Annotated in this window: 16 protein-coding genes; 12 read left to right on the forward strand and 4 right to left on the reverse strand. The window is 44.6% G+C overall.

Annotated elements, in window-relative coordinates; all coding sequences use genetic code 11:
* Nucleotides 1-33 precede the first annotated feature (33 nt).
* Nucleotides 34-1,329 carry a porin gene (locus CKO50_RS14750; RefSeq protein WP_095728774.1) on the reverse strand — a complete coding sequence of 432 codons (1,296 nt, stop codon included), beginning with the start codon at nucleotides 1,327-1,329 and terminating at the stop codon, nucleotides 34-36.
* A 268-nt stretch (nucleotides 1,330-1,597) separates the two neighbouring features.
* On the opposite strand from CKO50_RS14750, the gene CKO50_RS14755 reads away from it, so the two are divergent.
* The 6 genes from CKO50_RS14755 (at nucleotide 1,598) to CKO50_RS14780 (ending at nucleotide 10,490) form a co-directional block, all read left to right on the forward strand.
* Nucleotides 1,598-3,556, forward strand: coding sequence for a methyl-accepting chemotaxis protein (locus CKO50_RS14755; RefSeq protein WP_095728775.1), 1,959 nt, complete (start codon nucleotides 1,598-1,600; stop codon nucleotides 3,554-3,556).
* Between the two features lie 161 nt (nucleotides 3,557-3,717).
* The gene (locus CKO50_RS14760) at nucleotides 3,718-4,569 is read left to right on the forward strand and encodes a D-hexose-6-phosphate mutarotase (protein ID WP_095728776.1); all 852 of its coding nucleotides are present in this window, start codon (nucleotides 3,718-3,720) and stop codon (nucleotides 4,567-4,569) included.
* Nucleotides 4,570-4,630: 61 nt separating this feature from the next.
* The gene (locus CKO50_RS14765) at nucleotides 4,631-5,980 is read left to right on the forward strand and encodes a sigma-54 dependent transcriptional regulator (protein WP_095728777.1); all 1,350 of its coding nucleotides are present in this window, start codon (nucleotides 4,631-4,633) and stop codon (nucleotides 5,978-5,980) included.
* Nucleotides 5,958-7,229, forward strand: a complete 1,272-nt coding sequence (locus CKO50_RS14770; protein WP_095728778.1) for a PAS domain-containing sensor histidine kinase — start codon at nucleotides 5,958-5,960, stop codon at nucleotides 7,227-7,229. The genes CKO50_RS14765 and CKO50_RS14770 overlap by 23 nt, the downstream gene beginning before the upstream one ends.
* A gap of 58 nt (nucleotides 7,230-7,287) precedes the next feature.
* Nucleotides 7,288-7,524: a hypothetical protein gene (locus CKO50_RS14775; RefSeq protein WP_095728779.1), complete on the forward strand. Its 237-nt coding sequence runs from the start codon at nucleotides 7,288-7,290 to the stop codon at nucleotides 7,522-7,524.
* A 152-nt stretch (nucleotides 7,525-7,676) separates the two neighbouring features.
* Entirely contained in the window at nucleotides 7,677-10,490 is a 2,814-nt protein-coding gene (locus CKO50_RS14780) for a hypothetical protein (RefSeq protein ID WP_095728780.1), read from the forward strand.
* 77 nt (nucleotides 10,491-10,567) lie between these two features.
* Here CKO50_RS14780 and CKO50_RS14785 read toward each other — a convergent pair whose 3' ends face one another.
* Both CKO50_RS14785 and CKO50_RS14790 read right to left on the reverse strand, forming a co-directional pair.
* Nucleotides 10,568-12,370, reverse strand: a complete 1,803-nt coding sequence (locus CKO50_RS14785; RefSeq protein WP_095728781.1) for a PKD domain-containing protein — start codon at nucleotides 12,368-12,370, stop codon at nucleotides 10,568-10,570.
* A gap of 221 nt (nucleotides 12,371-12,591) precedes the next feature.
* Entirely contained in the window at nucleotides 12,592-13,767 is a 1,176-nt protein-coding gene (locus tag CKO50_RS14790) for a lipopolysaccharide assembly protein LapB (protein ID WP_095728782.1), read from the reverse strand.
* Between the two features lie 212 nt (nucleotides 13,768-13,979).
* Here CKO50_RS14790 and CKO50_RS14795 point away from each other — a divergent pair, with 212 nt between their 5' ends.
* Complete coding sequence (locus CKO50_RS14795) at nucleotides 13,980-14,594, forward strand: PQ-loop repeat-containing protein (protein WP_095728783.1); 615 nt, start codon at nucleotides 13,980-13,982, stop codon at nucleotides 14,592-14,594.
* 91 nt (nucleotides 14,595-14,685) lie between these two features.
* Here CKO50_RS14795 and CKO50_RS14800 read toward each other — a convergent pair whose 3' ends face one another.
* Nucleotides 14,686-17,190: a zinc-dependent metalloprotease gene (locus tag CKO50_RS14800; protein WP_095728784.1), complete on the reverse strand. Its 2,505-nt coding sequence runs from the start codon at nucleotides 17,188-17,190 to the stop codon at nucleotides 14,686-14,688.
* 252 nt (nucleotides 17,191-17,442) lie between these two features.
* Here CKO50_RS14800 and CKO50_RS14805 point away from each other — a divergent pair, with 252 nt between their 5' ends.
* From CKO50_RS14805 to CKO50_RS14825, 5 genes are all read left to right on the forward strand, one after another.
* Nucleotides 17,443-18,684, forward strand: coding sequence for an efflux RND transporter periplasmic adaptor subunit (locus tag CKO50_RS14805; RefSeq protein WP_095728785.1), 1,242 nt, complete (start codon nucleotides 17,443-17,445; stop codon nucleotides 18,682-18,684).
* Nucleotides 18,685-18,694: 10 nt separating this feature from the next.
* Entirely contained in the window at nucleotides 18,695-19,399 is a 705-nt protein-coding gene (locus tag CKO50_RS14810; RefSeq protein WP_095728786.1) for an ABC transporter ATP-binding protein, read from the forward strand.
* Between the two features lie 10 nt (nucleotides 19,400-19,409).
* Complete coding sequence (locus tag CKO50_RS14815) at nucleotides 19,410-21,794, forward strand: ABC transporter permease (RefSeq protein WP_095728787.1); 2,385 nt, start codon at nucleotides 19,410-19,412, stop codon at nucleotides 21,792-21,794.
* A gap of 108 nt (nucleotides 21,795-21,902) precedes the next feature.
* Nucleotides 21,903-22,124 carry a hypothetical protein gene (locus tag CKO50_RS24030; protein ID WP_176474680.1) on the forward strand — a complete coding sequence of 74 codons (222 nt, stop codon included), beginning with the start codon at nucleotides 21,903-21,905 and terminating at the stop codon, nucleotides 22,122-22,124.
* Between the two features lie 611 nt (nucleotides 22,125-22,735).
* Nucleotides 22,736-23,902: an efflux RND transporter periplasmic adaptor subunit gene (locus CKO50_RS14825; RefSeq protein WP_095728788.1), complete on the forward strand. Its 1,167-nt coding sequence runs from the start codon at nucleotides 22,736-22,738 to the stop codon at nucleotides 23,900-23,902.
* The last annotated feature ends 3 nt before the right edge of the window (nucleotides 23,903-23,905 follow it).

A 23,905-nucleotide genomic window follows, 5' to 3' on the forward strand; every position in this document is an offset into this window, starting at 1 on the left:
TTTTGATTTAATACCTAAGATTAATCCCTTAGATTAAAAGTAATAACCGAAGTTAATGTTGAAGCGACGCTCGCTTTCGTCACTATCGCCTGCGATTGAACCACCAATAAACGGCTGGTTTTTCGCGTGAACTAAATCAACATAGGTGAAGAATGCCCCCGCAGCGAGTGACACACCAGTGACATTCATCCAAGTGTCTTCAGTGTTATCGGATTTGTCGTAAATAATACCGAAGTCGTTATAAAATTGCAGATCGGTAATTGGACCGAACTCAACTGGCAGGTTGTACGCTACATTAAAGTTCGACATGGTGGCTTCTGCTGCGATGGAATCATAAAACGCATAAGCACCTACCGCCATACGGTTTACGTCATCAATATCGTAATGATATTCACCGTGTTGTAGCTGTAAGTTCCAAGGGCCAACGTTGCTATTTAAATGCAGTGCCCACGCGTTGTAATCACCTGCTCGGTCGTTACCATCGTGAAGGCCACCGGCAAGACCAGAGACGCCAATTTCAGTTGTGCCGCCGTTGTGCTCGATATGATACGCGTAACGACCAACAAAGGTGTTGTATTCGCCGATTGGTTGCGTTGGGTCGTCATAAACGCCATCGCCCGCTTTACGGAAACCCACCACGTCATAAGAGTAACGATCACTGCGATTATCCACGTAACCATCGACACCACCTAGCTCATCGTTTTTGAAAAAGCCAAGGTCAAGCTGCCAGTTGTCCGCCACTTTACGTTTAAATACCACCCCCATGTCGTGGTCGTCTTCAAGACCAATATAATAGGTAGTGTTAAAGAACCAGTTGTGTGAATTGTAAGGTGAGTTACCAAAAGGTACTTTAGTCATACCAACCTGAGCTTGCCAATGGTCGGCAAAGTCATAGTCTAGGTAAGCATATTTTACCGCAGTCATATAGTCGAAAAAGCGGATTTCAGCATTTAAGCCAAAGCCACCGACATTGCCAGAAAAGTTCAATCTGAAAATATCGAAGTCAAAATCGCCACCACGGTTTTTGTTGTCATCGTCATAAGACGTATGGCTGTAGTTTGTTCTGATCGCGCCACCGACTTTGATGGCCGGTTTTGTTTCAGCTGCTGCAACTTGAGTTTTAGTTTCAGCTTTTGCTTCGGCTTTTTCAGCCTTAGCGATTTTTTCCTGTTGTGCTCGCGCCTGCTCTTTTTGTTCTAGCTGCGTGAGTTTCTTCTGAAGTTCAGCCAATTGGCGCTTTAATGCGTCAATTTCTGAGTTTTCGGCAAGCACTGAATTAGAGCAAAGTACTAGACCTAATCCGAGTGAGATGGTTGAAAGTTTTAACATAGTTGTCCCGTTGTTAAATGGTTGAGCGCAAAAACCTCTTACAAATTGTAGACCACCAAATCTATCATTGCAGAAAGCAGATAAATTTTATGGTCCTTGATTGAATTATCCATAGTAACACTGTGGCCTATCTGACCTCAAAGTTACCCGATATTTAACCATACCTAAGATGAATATAAGACGAACAAGTGATCACATTTGTATGTCATTCTTGCCCAATAGCCTATCCCTCACTATATTTTTACTATCTGTGAAATGGTGTTTATTCATGAATATATCGCAAAAATTAAAGTTGTCTTTCGCAACGGCAATCGCGCTTCCTTTGTTAATCATCGCGGGGCTTATTATCAGTCAAACACGGCAGCAGGGGGTAGAGACCTTCTCGGAGTTAAGTGATCGAGAGGCGCTACAGATTGAGAATGGTATCCAGATGTTTTTTGATGAAATTGCAAAAAACGTAGACTATTTAGCAACCCATGCACAGGTATTGAGTGCGCAGCAAGACGTGAAAACTTATATGGATTCAACCAGCACCACTCGACTAAATTCGAAAGCAGGAAGCAAAACAGAGCAAGCAGCCTATTCGCTATTTGAGCACTTTGGTAACACGCACCCCGGTATTGCCTATATCTATATGGGAAATCAGCAAGGTGGCTATATTCAATGGCCCATAGGTGAAGTGAATGCAAACTATGACCCTAGGGAGCGTCCTTGGTATCAAACAGGACAATCAGGAAATGGCGAGGCGATCCGTACTAGTGCCTATTATTGGTCCGCGGATGATATGGTGATTATGTCGACGGTAAAAGCGGTAACGGCCAATGGCCAAACTGTGGGTGTCCAGGGGATGGATGTGTCACTGCAAGGGCTGACCAAAATCATTCGTAATATCAAATTAGGCGAGACTGGTTATTTGATGCTGGTAGAAGACACCGGAAATGTGCTGGTCGATGCCAAGTTCTCCGAGCATAGATTTAAAAAGTTGGCAGACATTGCTAACGGCCGATATCGTGAATTGGCTCAAAATAAAGACGGGCTATTTGAGCTCGAAATTAACGGGCAAGACTATTTTGCCAACATCTATACAGCCCCTAAATTAGGTTGGAAGTTTATTGGTTTAGTTGAAAAAGGTGAGGTAATGGCCGCAGCTAATGCGATGACACTGACGATATTGATTCTAAGTGCCGTCCTGATCACTGTATTTTTGATACTAGCAAGTTATATTTCTAAGTTGATTTCAGCGCCCATTGTAGAAGTGAGTGACGGTTTAACTGAAATTTCGCAAGGCGGTGGTGATTTAACGCAGCGTTTAGACATTAAAGCTCAGGATGAAACAGGCAAACTGGCGACGAGCTTTAATTTGTTTTTAAATCTCATTGCTGAGTTGGTGACGCAAATCAATGAGTGTGCGCAGCAAGTTAATGAAACCTCACGACAAACCGCTTTGCAGTCTGATCAGCTCACGGGCGCTACCAGTCAACAACAACAAGCGCTTGAAATGGCTGCCACCGCAATTAATGAGATGGCGGCAACCGCAAACGAAGTGGCGGCAAGCTGCGCCAATGCGGCTGAGCTGGCCGGACAAACTCAGCAAGCTTCTGAGCTGGGCCAAAGGGTGATCACAGAGTCAGTCGAGAGCGTCACAACATTATCTGAAGTGATCAATAAGGCAACCGCAGATATCATGCAGCTCGACACCGAAAGCGAAAATATTATGTCGATACTCAGCGTGATCCGAGGCATAGCGGAACAAACTAATCTTTTAGCGTTAAATGCGGCAATAGAGGCGGCACGCGCAGGTGAACATGGCCGTGGCTTTGCCGTTGTGGCCGATGAAGTACGAGCGTTGTCGCAGCGTACTTCTGAATCGACGGAAGAAATCGCTTCTCAGCTTGATAAGCTTAGAAAGATGACAGAAATGGTATCGGGAGAAATGAAGCGCAGCCTAACGCGAACGGAGCAAACGGTTGAACTGACAAACTCAGCGCAACAACAATTTAGTGAAATTACCCAAGCGATTGTCAATATTAGCGACCTTAACACGCAAATCGCCACGGCAGCTGAAGAGCAGCAACATGTTGCTGAAGACATTAATCGCAACGTGGTGGAAATTAAAAATGCTGCGGATAGCGTGAGTGATATCGCTGTGAATACCAATCAAAATGGCGTGAGATTACATTCATTGTCGAGCACACTCACAGAGCTTGTGGGCAAATTTAAAGTGTAACTTTAGCCCGATCTTTAAGTTCCATAAACCGTGAGAGCAACACTCTCACGGTGCTACTGCATTGGTATAATTGAATAAGTTTCAAATTGGATGGATAACAGTTTACTCATAGTATTTAAGTGGTAAGGTAGGCATATCATTGAGTTGACGTAGGAATCACCATGGAATTATCACCTTCAGTTTCAATTGAGCGCACCGAGTCCGGACTTGAATATATTTGGGTCGACAGTGCATTTTGCCAAGCGAAGATCTTTTTGCAGGGCGCGCAACTTACCGAGTTTACACCAGCAGGAAAAGGCAATTTAATTTGGGTTTCTGAGGCGGAAGATTACCTTGAAGGCAAGCCAGTACGCGGTGGTATTCCAATCTGTTGGCCTTGGTTTGGTGTCCATAGCAAAGTGGATTGGCCAATTCATGGGGTTGCTCGCAAGCTACTTTGGCGTGCGCACAGCGTTGAAGAAAAAAGCGATGAAATTACCGTTAAACTCACACTACCGATGACCTTAGTTGAAGCGCAATACTGGCCACACACGTCACAATTAGAGGTCGAGTTTGTGTTATCGGACAAGCTTGAAGTGCGACTGACGAATATCAATACTGGTGATGCGTCATTTACGCTAACGCAAGCCTTACATACGTATTTCCCAACGCCAGAAGTAAGTAATACCACGGTAGACGGGTTACAAGGCGCGAAATATATCGAGTTTGATGAAGGTCCATTTGAGCAAACCGAAGTAGTTGGCTTTGCCCGCGAAACCGATATGGTATACACCCAAGCAAGCCCAGTGCAAACCATCAACACGCCTGCGGGCATTATTGAAGTAAAACGTGAAAACTCAACTTCTTGTGTGCTTTGGAACCCATGGATTGAAAAGTCACAGCGTTTAAGCAACTTTAATGATGATGAATACCACAAGATGTTGTGCTTAGAGGCTTGTAACGTAATGGACGATGCAGTGCAACTTGCACCGGGTGAAAGTCACACGTTAAGTACAATCATCCGTTGGTTATAATTTTATATTCGCGGAGCACACTATGCTCCGCCGAAACTCTATAACAATAAAAATTCTCCCTATGGAAAAGCCCACAATTCTGGTTATCGATGATAACGCCGAAGTACGCCTTAGCGCCGTATTCTTTTTAGAAGATCAAGGTTTCAATGTAATTGAGGCGGCAACCCTTGAACTTGCCAAGCCGCTGCTCACCGCAAAGCAAGTGTCATTGGCCTTACTCGATATGAACTTCTCCCGAGATACCACCTCAGGTAATGAAGGGCTGGACTTTTTGCGCTGGCTACGTGACTCTAATCTTAATGTGCCTGTGATCTGTATTACCGGTTGGGGAAATGTTGCGTTAGCGGTGTCTGCAATGCAGCTTGGTGCGAGCGACTTTATCGAAAAGCCGTGGGACAATCAGCAGCTGCTGCAAGCCGTGCAGCAACAACTCAAAATATCATTAAAGCAAGCGAATATCGTAGCAAAACACAGCGAGCGCGGCGCGTTTCAATGGCGCTCTCAGGTGATGCAATCTTTATATAAGCAGCTTGCCAAAGTAGCAAAAACCGACGCTCGGGTGCTGCTTACTGGTCCAAGTGGCGCGGGAAAAAGTCATTTAGCTCAATGGTTACACCAACAATCTACTCGTTCAGCAGGACCTTGGGTTGAAGTGAATATGGGCGCGGTGCCAGAATCATTATTCGAAAGTGAGATGTTTGGTCACAGCAAAGGGGCGTTTACAGATGCAAAGCAGCATCGTGTTGGTCGTTTTGCGATGGCGAAGCAGGGTACGCTATTTCTGGATGAAGTTGCGACTATTCCACTTCCTCTACAAGCAAAATTACTGCGGGTGCTGGAAAATGGCAGTTATGAAGTTGTGGGTAGTAGTCAGACGCAACAAGCGGATTGCCGACTTATTTGCGCAACGAACACCGATCTTGACGATTTAGTGAAAGCGGGTGAGTTTCGAGAAGATTTGTTATATCGCATCAACACGATTGTGATTGAAGTGCCGAGGCTCGCCGAGCGTTTTGGTGATATCGTGCCGTTGGCTGAGTATTTTGTCGCTAAATTTTGTGCGCAGTATGGTGAGCCAATTCGTGAACTTAGCCCTGCGGTTAAAACTGCGTTGATTGAACACGCTTGGCCCGGCAATGTGCGTGAGTTAAGTCACGTCATGGAGCGTGCCGTGTTAATGGCGGAGGGCTTGCAGATTGAGCTTAGTGATTGCCAACTACGCTTTACCACTGCACCTAAAGTGACCAGTGATATGCCAACCAAGACCTTGCAACAAGTGGAGCAGGAAATGGTGGAGCAAGCGATGCAACGGGCCCAAGGCAATGTCGCTGAAGCCGCTAAAATACTTGGACTCACGGCCTCTTCTCTTTATCGGCGTTTGGAAAAATATGGCCTTAAAACATCTGGCTAGCGCCGAGTGGCGGCTTGGGGCTTACTGTACGCTGTTAACCATTAGCTGTACGGTTTTACTAACTTTACTGCTTCTGCAATTACAGCTTGAGGTAACGTGGGTAGCTGCCGTATCGGTGAGTGTGTTGGGGTTATTGGGCGGGTTACAAAAAATACTGTTGTCTCACCTTAAACGCATTGCCATGCGTGCTAATTGGCAGCTAGAAGCGATTGCACAAAGTGATTTTACTCAAACTATTAAGCCACATTATACAGCGGGCGTGGTAGCCGAATTTGAACAGCGCTTGCTGGCCTTAAGTGCACAGCTGCACAATCAAAAGCGCCGCTATCATAGTCAGCAGTTTATCATTTATCAGCTAATAGACAGCCTTAATACGCCTATTATGATGTTTGATGATAAGCTTAAACTTGCTTATGCCAATGGTGCATTTGAGTCGCTTTATCATCGCCCTTGGTTAGAGTGTAAGGGAATAAGCGCGGCTCAGTTTGGGCTGGTGCAACAAGATAATCACTGGCATTTTGCAGATACAGCACAGCAATCTCGGTGGCAACTACAAAGTAGTGAATTCTTTCAAGAGGATAAGCAGTTTTCTTTACTTGTCGCACTCGATATCACTAAGGCATTACGTAAAAAGGAGCTGGCTGCTTGGCAACACTTAATCCGAGTAATAAGTCATGAGATCCACAACAGTTTGACGCCCGTAAGCTCCCTAGCGCAAACCTTATTAGCAAGAGCAAAGGACGAAAAAGAGCAGCATGCGCTAAGTGTTATTGGTCAGCGTTGCCAGCATTTACAACAATTTGTGAGCCAATACGCCAAGGTTACGCAAACCCCAAGGCTAGATCGGGAGTCAGTCTCTATCATGCTGTTACTGTCTTCTGTTGCGGCGCTATTTGAGGATACCGAGATCCAAGTAAATTGCACCGTGAATACGCTCAATCTCGATAAAGCCTTAATTGAGCAAGTGCTGATTAACTTAGTTAAAAATGCCATTGAGGCCTGTGATAAAAATACTGAGTTGACGCTACATGCTTATTATCAGCAGCAACAAGCGGTGATTGATATGCAAGACAATGGCCCGGGCTTTGCCAACCTAGATAACATGCTTACTCCTTTCTATTCCACCAAAGAAAGTGGGCAGGGAATAGGTTTAACCTTCAGTCGCACCATTGTGGAGTTACATGATGGACAACTGAGTTGTCACAACACAGACTCAGGTGGATTAATAAAAATTACTTTGCCTTATTGATAATAATTATCATTAGCATATAATTAAAGTTCCTTCAAAACCTTGGCAAGGAGCTACCATGTTAGTCACTTATCTGTTGGCCTGCGGCTTTATCTTTATGGCGTATAGCTACTCCAAATCATTCAAACCACATGCACATACCAAGGCAAAGTTGGCGGTGTTATTGAGCGCGGGTTTAATCGCCGCGGCAAAATGGCAGGCGGGGTTGAGTTCAACCGTGGTATTTTTTGTTTTTGCAGTGTCTCTTGGGGTACTTAGCTTGTTTATCACCCTTGCACAGCCACAAAATCACTGAAAAATTACGCGCATTTAGAGCAACGCAGATCTTGTTTGCCTCAAAATAGGCGCTTTAAGGTATAACGTGCGCAAGAAATTGTTACTAAAAAGCACACTTTTTCTTTACATCTCTTGTTAAGCTAGCGCAACTGGATTTATTTAGGAAAGGTAATGCGAGCGCTACTGATAATTTTTGTTGCTTTTACTAGCTTTGGTTTACAGGCTAAGTGGCAAACCATCAAAACCGAAAACTTCAATGTGCATTATCCTCAGGCGCTTCAGCAATGGGCGTATTCTGCAGCAAATGAGTTGGAGGTAGTGCGAGATAAGGTGCTGGCACAACAAGGTAGAGCCTTGAGTGAGCGTGCTGATGTGATTATTTACGACCCAGAAAATGCGGCCAATGGCTTTGCACTACCCAGTACTGATAAACCAATGATGGCACTGCAAGCGACGCCGCCTCAAGCTGATTCCATCATCGCAAATAACACCAGTTGGCAGCAGTTGCTCATTTTGCACGAATATATTCATCTCGTTCATCTATCACAGCCTAGCCGTAATCAATGGCGACAGCACCTCAGAGATTGGCACGATATTACCGACTTGCTCGATGCGGTATTACCGCGTTGGGTCAGCGAAGGCTATGCTACCTTGCTGGAGTCTAGATTAACGGGACGAGGACGTTTATACGACAACTACAGTGAGAGCATTGTGCGTTATTACGCGCAGCAAGGTGCATTACCGACCTATAGCGCTTTAGATAATGGCGACAAGTCTTACCTTTCCAATTCCATGGCATACTTAGTAGGCGTACGTTTTCTAGCATGGCTTGAGGATAATTACGGCGCACAGACGTTAGATGCAGTGTGGACAAGAGTGCAGGCGGTGGAATCTCGCAGTTTTGAAACCGCATTTAGTGGTGCTTTTGGAGCGCCAGCCAGCCAGTTATATCGTCGCTTTATTGTTGAATATAGCTACCAGGCCATGCAGCAAGAGCTAGCCTTAGTTCCGACACAGAGTGAGCTTTGGCAGCGGTTCGCGTATGCTGCTAGAGATATCGCGTTTTCTCCGGATGGCAGTCAGTTTTTGGTGGTAGAGCAAAACCGTAAACGCCAAGTCACACTTAATATCTACGAAAACAAAGAAAATGTAGAAGCCATTGAGCAATTTAATAAGCGCAACGAAGCGATATTAAATGCCGATCCTAAAGATATTGTGGATATCGCACCTGAAGTCTTTCCAAAAAAGCGACTTGCGCAGCTTGATGCTCACAATTTTGCTGGTATCTATTACCCCCAATGGCTGAATGACAACCATATTTACTTCGTTGCAAAAACGCCGGCTGCAGACGATACCTTTATCAATGATTTGTTTGTCTGGAAAATCGGTACTGGAAAGCCTAAACAACTAACCGAAGGCGCGGGTATTCGTCGCTTTAGTATTGTTGATGCTAATACCGTTATTGCGGAGGTGTCCCGTTTGGGTTATTCACAGCTAGTGACTATGGAGTTGGGCTCAGGCAAACAAACGCCGATCACTACAAGTAAGCTTGGTGATGTCCATGACTTTCCGGTGCTCTCTAATAAAAAGACGACATTAGCCTATGTGCATGTTACTCCTAACAAACGCTGGCAACTTGTCGTTAAAGATCTTAGCCATGATGCAACCGAAATCGTCTACTTACCCAAGTCACATCAATACCTTTCGGGGTTAACTTGGTCTCATGATGATGACAAGCTGTACTTTATTTCTGGAGTCGCAGGCCACTTAGCGGTGATGCGTTATGACATGGCGAGTAAAATACTTGAAACCTTACCTGTGAGTGCTAAACCGCTTGAGCAAATTATTACCCATTCACAGCAGTTACTGGTGAGCTATGCGACCCCTGAAGGGGTCAAGGTTAACAAAATAGTTGCTCCGGCTTGGCGCACCGTGAGCGTGTTGGAGCAAGTGGATGAGGCGGAACAAAAAGAGCTGCATCCCCATCAATTACCTGCGGCTAAGATAGATCAAACCGCGCTGCCCAGTTCTGATTATTCTATGTTCGAACAGTCTTATTCTGTCGCCTTATCAGGCGCATTAAATAGCGCCTCTTTTGATAGTTTGGGCGTGGCATTAAAAGGGCAGGATGTGCTGCGGCAACTTGCTTGGCAGCTTGGAGCCGAGAAAAGCATCAATAATGGCGCGTTGATGGGCGCATTTGCCCAACTTGAATATCGTCATGAAAACTGGAAAACGACGTTTGATGCTGGATATCAAGAGCTAGAAGCGGATAAGCAGTCTCGCTCGCCACAAGCAAATACCCAGAATAAAAGCAGCTTTAAGCAATTTGCCTTGTCATCTAGCTATCGTTTTGGTGAAGCATTGAATTTCCTCGCTCCCGAATTGGGGGTTATTCGTGTGCAACATGGTGAAAAAGCATGGAGCGGCGGGCGTTACGGCTTTAACGGTCGTGCAATGTGGGATACGCAGCAGCATGGTGTAGCACTGCAAGTCTCTGCAGCTCAGTGGCTAGGTGAATTAGATGGTTTTGATTATCAGCTGAGCTTGTTTGCTAAAGCATGGCAAATTCCATTCTATGCATCGGTCGATAGCCGCTACAGCAGCAAATTGCCTCTATCTGTGGGTGGTGGAGCGCTTACCAGCACTAGTATTAGTAATAGTTTACACGCTGTCAGCGAACCTATGTTGCCGCATCTATTTGCAACGGGAAGCCGCTATTTAGGCTATGAGTTTGCAACTTCATGGCAGCAGGGCAAACCTAAGTTATTTTATAAGCAGCATCAGTTAGATGGAGAAGTGATTGGGCAAAATTACGGTATTAAGATGCGCTTACCTTTGTCTCGAGTGATATTAGATGAGGCCGCTGATTTTGCTCCTGCCGGATTAACCGATCTACAGTTTAGTGCTGGAGTTGGTCGTATAGAGGGGCGCAACATGACCAATGAAAACCGTGTTTGGTTTAGTGTTTGGTATGAGTTGTAGATAATCGCATAAGATTGCTATCAAATAAGCGGGGGCTAGCCCCCGCATATTATTTGGTGTGGTATACAGCGCCGAGATTAATTATGGTTCGCTATAATCTGTAAGCCTGAGTAAGCATTGTAACCGCGGATCATCACCCAATAACGCCCAGCCCCTTCATTTAGGCTGCAAGACTCAGTATTACCAGAGCGATAAGGACGACAAGTCCAATTATTGGTTGTAGGCTCTGCGCCTTTTAGCACGTACATATCAGCATCACCAGTGCCACCGCTTGTATTGAATGTCACTGTATTCGTGCCTGCAGGGGCATCATAATAGAAGAATACCTCACTGTTTCTTGCTCCAGAAAGCCTCGTTTTTGCAACTCCCTTGATAAGCTTTTGCTCTTCACCTGGCAGCGTCACGGTGACTTGTTGTGTTGTTGACGCAGTGTCACCATTACTATCTGTCACGGTGAGCTCTACGGTATAGCTGCCAGAGTTTGTGAAGCTATGTGAAGCCTGCGTGCCTGAAGCGGATGCGCCGTCACCAAACTGCCAGCTGTGTTGTGAAATAGAACCATTTGGTGAACTAGAGCCTGAGCCATCGAAGCTGCAGCTTAGGTCATTACAGCTGTAAGTAAATAACGCAACAGGCAATGGATCGGTAGTGCCGTTATCACCAACAGGGATTTGGCCACCAAAGTGAGTAGAAACCTGAGGCCAAATTAAGCTAATTTTAGCACCTTTATTGGTACAGCCACCTAAGTGGTGTAGCGCAACAACATTATTGGTCGAGGCTGCAAGTACTGGTGAACCTGATGAGCCACCAATAGTGTCGCAGTAATAGCCTATATCTGTACCAGTACCTCGGCCATTCGCCGTTGCTTGGTTAACAGAGCATAGTCCATTGGTGTCTTGATCAGACTCAATCGACAGCTCTTTAGGGTTACCTGAACCATGTTGAGGAATGTAAATACGCTCGCCCTGCGATGGATTACGCACGTCTAAGCCAAAATAACCAAACGGTTGGGCCTTAGCGAAATCATTGATGGTAAACAGCGTATAATCTAGTGTGTAATCTGTTTTAAGGAAGTCTTTACCTGTGACCTTAACCACCGTCTCGCGCTGGCTGCCGTTACAGCTCGTACTTTGATAGTTAAACCATACCTCAGTATTCGCCAGCTCCGATGCTGATCCCACACAGTGATTATTGGTAAACATGCGGTTATCTGCACCAACACGCCAACCCGTACATAAACCACTACCGTTCATAAGCAGTCTGGCGACTGGACGCGAGCGCTCGAATTCTACCGGATGCGATTGCGCCCAGCACTGCACGTCTTTACGTTCCATTGCGCCACAAGTTGACATAGGCGTTACATCGGTCAAGCCCTCAACAGTTGCTTGCCCTTCAGTACCATGATAGTAAAAATCGATTTCTGGTGTTTTACCTACATTATCTTGGCCTGGAGTATATTCAATGATGACTTTATCAGCAGAGACGGACATAGCAGAAAACTGTTTAACGCCGTCATCGCCGAGGCTTGGATCAACAGTTGCTGCGCGGAGGTTTGCTTGGGTGTATTCATAGCGCTCGCCACTATCCTCCGAGCGAACAACGAGTTTACCGCCGTTTGCAAGAGTGAGGTTTTTAAAGTGTAGTTTGATGTAGCTTGCATCTGGGTGTGAAACTGTTTGCACAATAGTTTGTGTAGACGTTGAGGTGCTTGTAGCACTGTTTTGAGTAATAAGTGGAAGGTTTAGATCGTACTTTTTACCAATCATTGCTTTGCTAGCTTTGCTGGTATATTCCATCATCTGAGCTTCCGTTAGTGGCGCTTGTGCCATCGCGATACCAGATGCTAAACCTAATGCTGTGACAAGAATGTGTCGTTTCATTGTTATTCCTTTTGAGTGTGTGGTTATCCAACTTGAGATAAAAAGTTGGGCGTCGTTCAATACCGAACCAAGCCTTGGGTGCACTGTAGAGCACGACCAGTTGGTGGTATTTTTTTTGAACATACACACCAAAATAGAAACAATAACGTATTTTGTAAAGTTTTATATATGTTATTTTAACATAAGTTTTACTTAACTTATGTCATTCCTTGTTTTGTGACTTATTTTATATCCTCATTACGAACCAATAATTGGTTCAACATGTTTTGCTTGGCGGTGTAGAGGTCTTTTTTGTATTGCTCTTTGGACTTAATGACTGCTTGCTCAAAATATTCAAACGCGGTTTGGTATCTTTGCTCTAAATACGCAATTTTTCCAAGCTCGACATAAACTTCCGGCAAGTAATGATAATTCAATAATAAAGGTTCAATAAGCTCTTTGGCTTTTTTATAGCGCTGTTGTTTTATATAGCTCGAAGCCAACGAGAGGGTGTCGAAAGGAGAGGTCGGGCTTTGTTCAAGCTCCGCGAGGATCATATTCTTGAGCTTAGGTTGGCTGCTGGGAATATAGTTAAGGTAATTGAGTAACAAGTTGGTGCTGGTGAGATGATTCTTGAAAGCATAATCGTATATGCGTTTTGCACCGTTTTTATCACCAATATGCTTATGTAAAAGTGCGGAGATATTGATAGCTTCAGGGTCTTTTGGAGCGTATTTTAACGCCGCTGATAACAACGAATAACTCATATCATAGTCAGCTTCTAGCAAGGCAGAAACAGCTAAGTTGGTATAAAACTTGGCGACTAAATCTTGATATCGTGCATTGCCTGAGAACACGCTATCTTGCTCAGGGAAGTAATCAACAACAGTTCCGCTAAAGAAAAGTCTGTTATTTAGAGTTGCTAATTCTTCCTTTGGTGTAATTAGTTTTGTCTTAAAATGGCTTGATGTGAGTACGAAATGTTGATTTTTTTGATAGATTGGAAAGCTATCGACTTTGGCGTAACTCGTTTCAATACCGAGAATATTGGCATAGGCCTGAGATAAGACAGCTAGAGAAATGCAGTTTCCAGATTGTTGATTTAGCGAATCACTAGCTATCAATGTTTCGCCGTCGTAAGAAAAATGACCAATTTTTGCCTGAAGGAAATTACCAAGAATTTTGTCTTTGGTTACATTTTTACCTCTGAACCGCTCAGCATACGTTAATAAGGCTTCTGCTTCTTGCTTAGGTAAAGTAAAGATTTGTTGTTCTGAAGGGATTGGCTTTAGTGTAAAAAGAGCATGGTTGAATTGAGCAGTTACATCGACCTTCCGTTGTATTTCTGTTTTAGCAGTTTGAGTGGAATTGCAACCGCTCAAACCAATGCTTGTAAGTATAACGAGTAGCCACTTCATCCTAATTCCTTGTATTTATTTATATACAGCTGTATTCCAGTCTTGCCATCTTTTCAAAGCTGGATGTTAGGCATCCAGTTGTATTTTAAAACTTAGCTCTTAAAATGCGCGCCTTCAAAAATAAAAACCTTAAAAATCATAATTTTACAAAGTGTTTTTAAGGGTTTTACAGCACTTTAACTTAGCAACAATTTAGACATTTGGAGTTGGCATTGAGCGAGTATTTACCGATCGTTTCTTCTTTCGTTTTGATTTTAAGCTTTGTTCCTTTGATTAGGAAGATCCGTAAAAATCGTAGTGTATCAGGTGTCTCACTGTTAATGATGAGTTTTGGCGTTGCACAAAGCTCTTATTTTATTGCTTACAACGTCTTCTTTGAGCGTTTTTTTATGGTGCTGCCTTTCGCGATTACCGGCTCTTTAAGCGCACTTATTTTATATTATTTTATTCGCTACAACGCAAGTTCGAAGCAGCGTAATCAATTAGCACTCTTACTTGGTTTGTCGACGCTGCCATTTGGACTTTTATTGGCTAAAAATATTGAAGCTGCCGCGTTGCTCAATGCGTTAACTTACTTAGGGCTAGTGATGAGTTCAATTCGAGTTATGCCGCAGACCTATAAAACAATTAAAAGCGGTGACGTCTCTAACTTAAGCGCTAGGTATTTCTCACTGCAGTTTTTAGCCGGAGGAATTGGATTGGCTGCTGAACTGAGCTTAGCTCATGTGAGTGTCGCTCACGTGTTGATGTTTGTGATGATTTTACTGACTAATGCCGCACAATTAGGCTGTATTCAGTACTATCGCTCTAAACCCGCTTTAGCTTAGTGATATAGACAGACAAAACGTTAAGGGCTAGCAAATTGCTAGCCCTTAACGTTTTCGCTCATTTCACTCGCGTAATACAAAAATTTTCGAGTTACGCTTCCAGCGCTTTTGTGATCATACGATCAATATACGCTTTATGTGCCTTAGTTGCCTGATCGGCACCCCAAGCTGTGCTCTTATCCAAAATACTCTGCAGTTGGAATAGTGCAGCGGCTTTTGCCAAATTGTCGTATTTGCTCGCTTTGCTCAATCCTGCAACATTAATTAAGCGAGACACGTACTCAATTTGTAGGTTCTGGCTTAAGGTAGTTGCATTCTTATCAGCAACGAAAATAGCGGCAGTCAGGTCGTTCATCACCTCGTTTAGGCTGTATTCGTTACCATAGTACGTAGAGTCGCTGATACGTTGTAATACATTCGCGTGTAGTACTTGGTCTAGTACCGACTTTTGCATGCCAAGTACCATCTTATGGACTTTAGGATCTTCGTTCTTACCATAATGGTTAAAGCCACGGCGCTGTGCTTGCATGTAGTTATAAAGAGGCTGCATATTTTCAAGCACGGTCGGTGCGAAAACCATCTCCTTGAGTGCGGTCATTGCTGCTTTTTGGCGCGCAAGTGGTACTGGTGTAAATGGTTTCGTTTCACCTTCTGTGCCTACTACGCTGCGCTCAACGTATACACCGCCAATTTGGCGTGAAATCACAGTTGCTTGAGCACGGTATTGACCAAACAGCATATTCGCAGAGGTTAATAACTGTTGGTTAGACTGACCTTCAACACGCGCTTTGTCTTTTAGTTCGGTGAATAAATGGTTGACCAGAGTCATGCGGTCAACGCCGTATGTCACCGGATCGGATGATAAGTCGCCAATCATCACGCGAGGATCAATATGACGGCCCGGCGCTCGCATGTCGTCGGCATCGTTGCCAAACGCTAAACCATGTTCGCCAGAACGAGATAAGATCTTTTCAAGGCGCTGTTGCTCTTGGGTGTCATCGTTAAGTGCCGTGCTGTAGCCAAATTCTATCGCCCAATCATCGTATGGACCTGGTTTAGTTTGGAAGATATCACCTTGTTTAACGCCTTGAGGGGCGATGTTAGCTGGCGCGTAGTCCATCACAGAGCCGGTTACGATACCTTGTGTTTTGGACTTGTCGTGTACTTCTTTGGGGCCCCACAAAATTGAAGACTTCATGTTGTGGTTTAGGCCTAAGGTGTGTCCTACTTCGTGAAGAACCAACTGTACTAAGCCCTGTCGTAGCATTTCTTTGCGTTCGATGTCAGCACCTGTTGCAAGGCTTGCCGTCATCAATTGACCTTGCATTTCATGTCCAAGCGAACAGTGTAGTGTATCGCTTGATGCCTCAGCGCCGTGGCTCATTTGACCTTGAGAGTAGAGCGAGTCATACATCCAGCGGTTACGCATAAATACATACTCTAGCATGATGTCGGAACCAAGAATTTGGCCGGTAAGCGGGTTGGCAGTTGCCGGACCATAGCCGCCAAACGGTGGGCGAGGTGATGAAGTCCAGCGTAGGACATTGTAGTTGATATCGCCCGCATCCCAAGTGGCGTCGTCAGGCTGTACTTTCACCACAATGGCATTCTTAAAGCCGATTTTTTCAAATGCGCTATTCCAGCCTAGTACACCGTCACGAACCGTGTCACGCCATTCGACTGGTGTGGTATTTTCAATCCACCATACGATTGGTTCAACAGGTTCAGAAAGCGCTGCACTTGGGTCCTTTTTTACTAAGTTCCAACGTTTAATAACGTCTTTATATGGCGTCCAATCTGGTGAAGTTTGCACGTCGAACTGATTAGTGAAATAACCGATACGTGCGTCATCGTAGCGAGGTTGGTAGCTATTGTCTGGCAGAGCGACAAAGCTGTGTTGTACTTTTAGCGAAACAAAACGTGAATCAGTCACCGCATTGGAGCCAGCAACTTTTGGGTCTGGGTTACTAAAAACGTAATCAACAACGATATCTAAGTTGTTGCTGTAAGGGCGGTGTTTAACGATGCGAGATTTCTTGTCGTCTAATTTACCAAGGGCAAAACGTTTGCTTGCGTTTTTGTCGTCTGCACGTTTCCAAGGAGACACTTTATGTAGTGACTCACTTAAAAATAGCTTATCCGCTTTGAATAAAATTTTACCGTCTTCGGCTTTTTCAATTTCGATACTGGCGAGTACGGCTTCACTGATGTTGGCATCGCTCGCGTTGGCGATGGCTGAGTTTTCATCAAAAATAAAACGTGGTGTTTTGCTGATAATATCAATGCGGTCAAAGTGTTTTCTAAACTCAATTAGTTTAGTTTCGCGGTAGTTACCTCGAAAATGACCGGCATCGGTAACGCCATCAACAGTATGTGCGAAGTATAAAAATGGCGTGTCGAGTTGCGCCTCATTGAGTTGCATTAAATACTCACCACTTTCTTTATCTTGATAAAGTGGGAACAGGCCATCAACACTGGTTTTATTTTCGATAAGTGAAGCGATGGTTTTTTCTTCTTCTTTTTTGTCTTTTTTAGCAAAACTCGGGGCGCTTGCGAAGGTGAGCGCGAGGGCAATGCTTAATGCCGTTTTCTTCATGATGTTGACTCAAAATGGTAAAAATCAGAGTGTACCCAAAACAATTGGGCCTGTCAGAAACTCAAGGCAAAAGGAGTGTAACAAAAGATAAGCTGCATCTACTGCCGTTACTCTCCGCTCCCGGAGTCAATGCTTCGATTTCGGAATATCAGCTGACTTTTTCAGTTATGTGATTTTTAACGTGCTGAAATATAATGCTATTTCAAATTGGCATAGTTCTCGCTCTTAGCACTTAGTTAGTGAGGAGGGAAAATGGATCTAGTCAAACCAGCGAAGCCAAAAAAGACCACACATTATATTGTGGTTGTCTGTTTAATGGTGGTGATAGTTTTTTATCTGCTGTGGCAACAATGGGTGTCTCATTCTGGTGTGATGCGTGCTGAAATACTGGTGGCGGAAGTGAAACAAGGTCCGCTTACCTTATCAGTAGATAGCTTTGGGGAGTTACGCAGTGCTGAGCAGTTTTTATTAAACGCGCAAAGTTCGGCTATCGTTAAAACTATTCACCACAAAGCGGGTGCAATTGTGCACAAAGGTGAAGTGATAGCCGAGCTTGTGAGCCCAGATCTGGTGTTGCAGGTTCAGCAAGCCAAACAAGCTCTGCGACAGTCGCGGACAATAAAAGAGCAGCAGCTACTCACTCAGCAAAGAGAACTGTTAAATGAACAAGCACTGCTGATGCAAAAACAAGGCGAGCTAAAAACCTTAGTATTGCGTCACCGCGCCGAGCAAAACCTCGTACAACAAGGCATTATTTCCGCGCTTAACTTTGCTCAAACTGAAACCCGTTTGAGTACCTTGCAACATGAAATTACTATGCTAGAGCAGCAAGCTAAACAGTTGCAAGCACTACATAGTTCGGCGTTTACTCTTGCCAACGAGGAAATCAATATTCGTGAACAAGAACTCAATAACTTACTAGAGAAACAACAACAACTGGAGATTAAAGCCAGCACTTCAGGGATCATTGAGCGCATGCCTCTGGCGCTTGGGCAGCGAGTCAATATTGGTGACGAATTAGCATTGATTGGCTCTAACCAATCGTTGATGGCGGTATTGTCTGTGCCACAATCCCAAGTGCGCTGGGTTGAAACAGGGCAAGACGTGATGGTGAACATGCAGACCAACAAAGTAGAAGGCAAAGTGCTCCGAGTTGACCCCGTGGTGACAAACAATAGCGTGGAAGTCGAGGTGAGTTTACCAAATGCTTTACCTAAGCAGGCGCGAGCGCAGCTGAGCATCTCTGCCAGCATCGCCATTAAGCATCTTGCCAATGCCACCTATGTTCAGCGCCCCGCCAATGCCAAAGAAAATCAAACGCAGACCTTATTTGCCCTGAATAATGATGATAGTGCTACGCCGCTAGCAATCACTTTTGGTGCTTCAACTGGGAAATATATTGTTATAGATTCTGGCGTTGAAGCTGGGAGACGATTAATCATTTCTGATCTAGCCTATCTTGCCAGTCTAGATGAGACAATCTTATTAAAGTAGGAATATCAAAATGATAGTGCTTAAAAATATCAATAAAGTGTTCGAAACCGAAGAACTACAAACACACGCACTGAGAAATATTTCACTGGAAATAGCAAAAGGCGATTTTATTTCGATCTCTGGCCCATCTGGATGCGGTAAATCTACTTTGCTATCCATCATTGGTTTAATTGACCAAGCAACAAGTGGTAGTTATAAGATTGGTGCACATGATGTGACAACCCTGACGCTTGATCAGGCCGCTGAGCTTCGCAATGAGCATATTGGGTTTGTCTTTCAGGCTTTTAATCTCATTGATGAAATTTCAGTATTTGATAACGTCGCGTTACCCCTAAAGTATCGCTCTGAAAAGCTGAGTAAGGTTGAAGTAAAGCTCCGAGTCGAGTCTTGTTTACAACAGGTTGGACTGTCTCATCGCGTTCAACACAAGCCAAATCAGCTATCAGGCGGGCAGCAGCAGCGTGTCGCGATTGCTCGTGCTTTGGTGACCGAACCAAGCATTCTACTGGTGGACGAACCGACGGGTAACTTAGATTCGAAAAGTGGCGATCAGGTGATGCAATTAATCGCTGAATTGCATCAACAAGGCACCACAGTTTGTATGGTGACGCACGATCCACGTTATGCCGATATGGCTCCAAGGCAGGTGAAATTGTTTGATGGTGAGCTGTTAGGCACCGTCGCTTCTGCTCAATCTGTTAGTCAACGAGCATAGAGAGGGCACCATGCAAGTGTTCAACTTAGGCCGTGCAAATATTTACCATGTTAGTGTGGTGACTACGCTGAGCTGCGTATTCGTTGTGATGCTGGTCGCAATGGGGATGTTACATAGCCTGTATTTCTCACCGCTACCATACCCGGATTCAGAACGTATTGTTAAACTTGAATACCCGATGTTTGATGAAAATGGCAACGAGAGCAGCGAAGCCTTTAACTATCCATCATTGATGTATTTATACGAGCATAAACCTGCCGCAATGGAGCAACTGGCGATGGTGCATTATGCCGAGCAACTGCTTACTTCGGATGCCGATGCGCCTCAAGTTGAATCGGCTTATGTCTCGCCCGAGTGGTTTAGTATTTTTGATATGCCGCTTGCGATGGGGCGGGTTATTACCGAACCTGTCGATGAGAGCAGCCCTGTCGCTGTGCTGAGCTATCAAGCTTGGCAAAGTCACTTCAATGGTGACCCTGATATTTTAAATAAAACGCTGCGTCTGGATGAGCGGGAGTTTACGATTGTCGGTGTCGCAGCAGAGCAATTTTATGAGCCCAACTTAAAAAAGCTCACACACAACACTGCGGTTTGGCTACCTTGGCAATACAACCTAACCTCAGAGGAAGCTAAACCTTACTGGTGGAACCGTTATGCGCTTAACTTGATGGTGGGTAAACTGGCTACAGGGGGGGAGCATGAACAAGTCAGCCTCTCGCTTTCCAACGAAATGAACACACTTTGGCGCAGCAAAGTGAGCGACAGTGAGTATTTTGCGAAGTGGCATATTGGCATTCGTGCGGTGTCGCTGAAATCAATTATGCTCGGTAAGTCTCCCTTATTGTTATTTGGAATGTTTGTGGTATCGCTTGGTTTACTCGGTATAGCACTCCTAAATATCAGTAACTTATACCTTGCTAGACTCAGCCAGATCCAGCGCCGGCTGGCAATTCAAGCGGTGGTGGGAGCAAAAATAAGCGATATTGCGCTGATGCAGTGGTTACCGTTGCTAGCACTTTGCTTCGTATCACTCGTGGTTGCAATTGGCGCATCTTATGTTATTTGCCTGTGGCTACAGACAGAGCTAGTGGGACTGTTGCCGCAAGCGCAGCTGATTTCGTTAACCTGGCAAAGTGTGCTTGCACTGGGATTGGTCGCTTTATTGACGAGCTGGCTATTGTTGTTAGCAGGAATGTCTGCAATACGCTTTCGTCACTTAACGCACATGCTAAAACAAAGTGGCAAGGGCACTGCTGTTGTTGTGAGTGCGCGAGTGCAACGGATCATGGCAGTGAGTCAGCTAAGTATTTCTATTATGTTGCTCTCCTTCTGCTTTAATGTCGGTGTTGCTGCCATATCTCATCTCAACAATGCTTATGCGGTAGATCTCAAGAATAAATACGAAATCACGTTTTATGCTCCTGACACAATGCCGAGAGACGAATACCGAGAAGTCATGCGTCAAGCCAGTGAAGCCCTAGGGAATACCGCAGAAGTAATCGCGGTGAGTCGAAGCCGTTCACCCATCGGGCAAGGCGTTGGCACTTGGTCATTGCAAGAAGTCGAGACGCTCAAACGAGTGCATCCGGTTGGCCGAGTTGTGGATAGTGGTTATCTTGAGTTTTTTTCTTTGCCGTTACTACAAGGTCAGTTTTTCGATACTGAAGCGGTACGCCGCGGTGAGCAGCAGTTAATTATCAATAAAACCTTTGCTGAGCAGCTAGGTGGAGAGGAAAAGGCACTAGGCAAGCGTCTTAGCTTTAACATTACCGATGAAGATGCGGCATTTGAAATTATTGGCGTCGTTGCTGATCTAGCCGTGCCAGGCGAACCCGCACTGCCCCATGTGTATCGAGCGGTACAAGGTAATAATACGGTGTTAATTAAGACTCAGCAGCCAGTTACTAAATCCCATTTTGCAGCGCTGCTGACGCAAGTTCATCCAACATTGAAAATCTTTAGTTTTAAATCACTTACTGCACAGCGGGAGCAATACTTGTTAACCGACACCTTGGTCACCTATGGAGCATTGTTTATCTTTGCGTTGGCGTTGCTGCTCGTGATTATTGGCCTGTTTGGTGTCTTTCGTTATAGCCAATCACTCAAAGCTTCTTATTACGGTACGAAAATGGTGCTGGGTGCCAAACACAGCGATCTCACTCGAGAGGATCTTATCACCCACTTTAAGCACATAGGTATTGCGTTAATGATCTCCCTGACAGGTTGCTTATTATTGTCGCCATACTTTCAGCAAACATTTAATGTGGCAGAGTTTTCGATTGCGGCTGTGGGGATAATGTTGGTGTCGAGTTCGTGTTTGTACTTTTCACTACAACAAATACTGCGCAGGCCACTCAATGCATTAATCAACCCATCTGAATTTGAGAAGGGATAAGCATGACATTGTGGCGTAAGCTATTGAGGCGATTGAGGTATAGGCTTAGGTTAAGTCTGATGTTAGTCGTGTTATTGAGCGGCGCTTTCGCCGCTACGATGATGAGTATTGGCTTATCATGGCAGGCTTATCAGCCGCTACCTTAATCCGCGAAGCGATAAACTTGTTTGGCTGCAAGGGGATATGTTAGATGAACATGACAAGGCGATTATGGAAAATGCTATCTCTACGCCCGTTGCGTGGCAGCTAGCTCAAGACAAGCAATTGTTTGATAAAGCCTTTGCAGTATTGTATAGCCACAGCTTATTACGTGGTCGAACTGAGGATTGAGACAACTTACGTCAGTGATGATTTCTTTTCGCTCTTTACCATAGTATAGCTGGGCTGATGATCGCACTGACGATGTTGATACAGGTAGTTGCAGGTATGTATGGTTTGCTCGGCTACCTCGCCATACTGAGTGCACCAGTCTTTAATATTAAGCGTCTAAGGTACGCGATGTTTTTATTGAGCAGTGTTGGAGCAGGGCTTCTCTCGTATTAGTTGCGGTGATTATTGCTGTTTTCTGGTCTTTAGTTGTGGCGAGTATGTTTGGCATCTTGAGTCCGCTGCTTGGGATCTATCTGTTGTTCGCTATCGTATTGATAGGCTGTATAGTTCTAGCGCTTGAGCTTCACCATGTCACTAAGCAGAACTAGGGTGATAAATGTGACAAAAAGCCGAAAAAATTGTTGTGTAACTCACAAAAAACGTACTTAAAAAGACCTTTATAAATCAAAGGTTTTGGTGCTTAATTGTTTGAAATTACTTTGTAATTCCCGCTGTTTTTCGATAGTTATAAAAAGTTGTTCTAAAGGTGTAACAGATTCTTACAAATGTCACATCCGAGAACGCGCTAAACTTGGTACTATACGGTCAGGAAATTATCAATAGGTACTGTCATGCAAGCTAAAACTTTAAAATGGATTCTACCCTTTACCGTGCTTATAGTGGGTGTTGTCGGATTTATGTTCGTCAATGCCGTTGCTAAGAGTGAACCTGAGAAGCAAGAAGTCGATTCTCGTCCTGTTGTTGAAGTTGAAACTCTCGCTGCGCAAGATCACCAAGTTGTGATCCAAAGCTATGGCGAAGTAAAACCGCTAGAAAGTACACAACTTTCTATTCAAGTATCGGGCGAAGTTGAATACTGGCACCCTAACTTTGTTGAAGGCGGTGTGGTACAAAAAGGCGAAGTGTTACTGCGTATTGAGCAAGATAACTACGAAGCCGCGTTACTACAAGCAGAAGCAGAACTTGCCAGAGCTCAGGCGCAGCTTATCGAAGAGCAAGCACAAGCGGATGTAGCTGCTGATGAAGCAAGAAGATTTCCAAATAAAAAGCATACCGACCTATTTTTACGTAAACCGCAGGTCATGAGTGCCAAAGCCTCAGTAAAATCTGCAAAAGCTGCACTGCAGCGTGCAAAGCGAGATCTAGAAAACTGCGAAGTTATCGCGCCTTATAACGCGCTGGTGGTGAAAAAAGACGTTGGTCTTGGCCAGTTCGTTTCTATGGGGAGCTCAGTTGGTACAGTCAATAACATCGAAACTGCCGAAGTGATTATTCCTATCGCGGGTTTTGATTCTGTATTTTTACCTGAGCGAGTGTCGGGGCTTGCAGCCACGGTTTATCAGCGTGGTGTAAATGCCTTTACTCGTGAAGCGGTAATTGATAGAGATTTAGGTACTGTTGACCAACAAACGCGTATGAACAATCTAGTGGTACGTATCAATGACCCGTATGGTCTTACAACGCGCCAGCCAGCGATAAAATACGGTACGTATGTACAAGTTAGCTTTGCCGGTAAAACGTTAAAACAAATCTATCGTCTACCTCAAGATATCGTGAACAATCAGTCGGTTTGGTTGCTTAATCAAGATAACCAGCTTGAGCCACGAAAAGTGCAAGTTATCCGCGAAGAGGGTGAGTTCTTCTTAATCGGAGATGGCATCACAAGTCGCGATAAAGTGGTCATGACACCACCTGAATATCCACAAAAAGGCATGGAAGTTAAAGTTGCTGGCACGGACTCCTCATCAAAGCCAAGTAGTCAGCCGGAAAAGCTGTAACAG

The sequence above is a fragment of the Pseudoalteromonas sp. HM-SA03 genome, from assembly GCF_002289345.1.
In the GTDB taxonomy this organism is placed as follows: domain Bacteria; phylum Pseudomonadota; class Gammaproteobacteria; order Enterobacterales; family Alteromonadaceae; genus Pseudoalteromonas.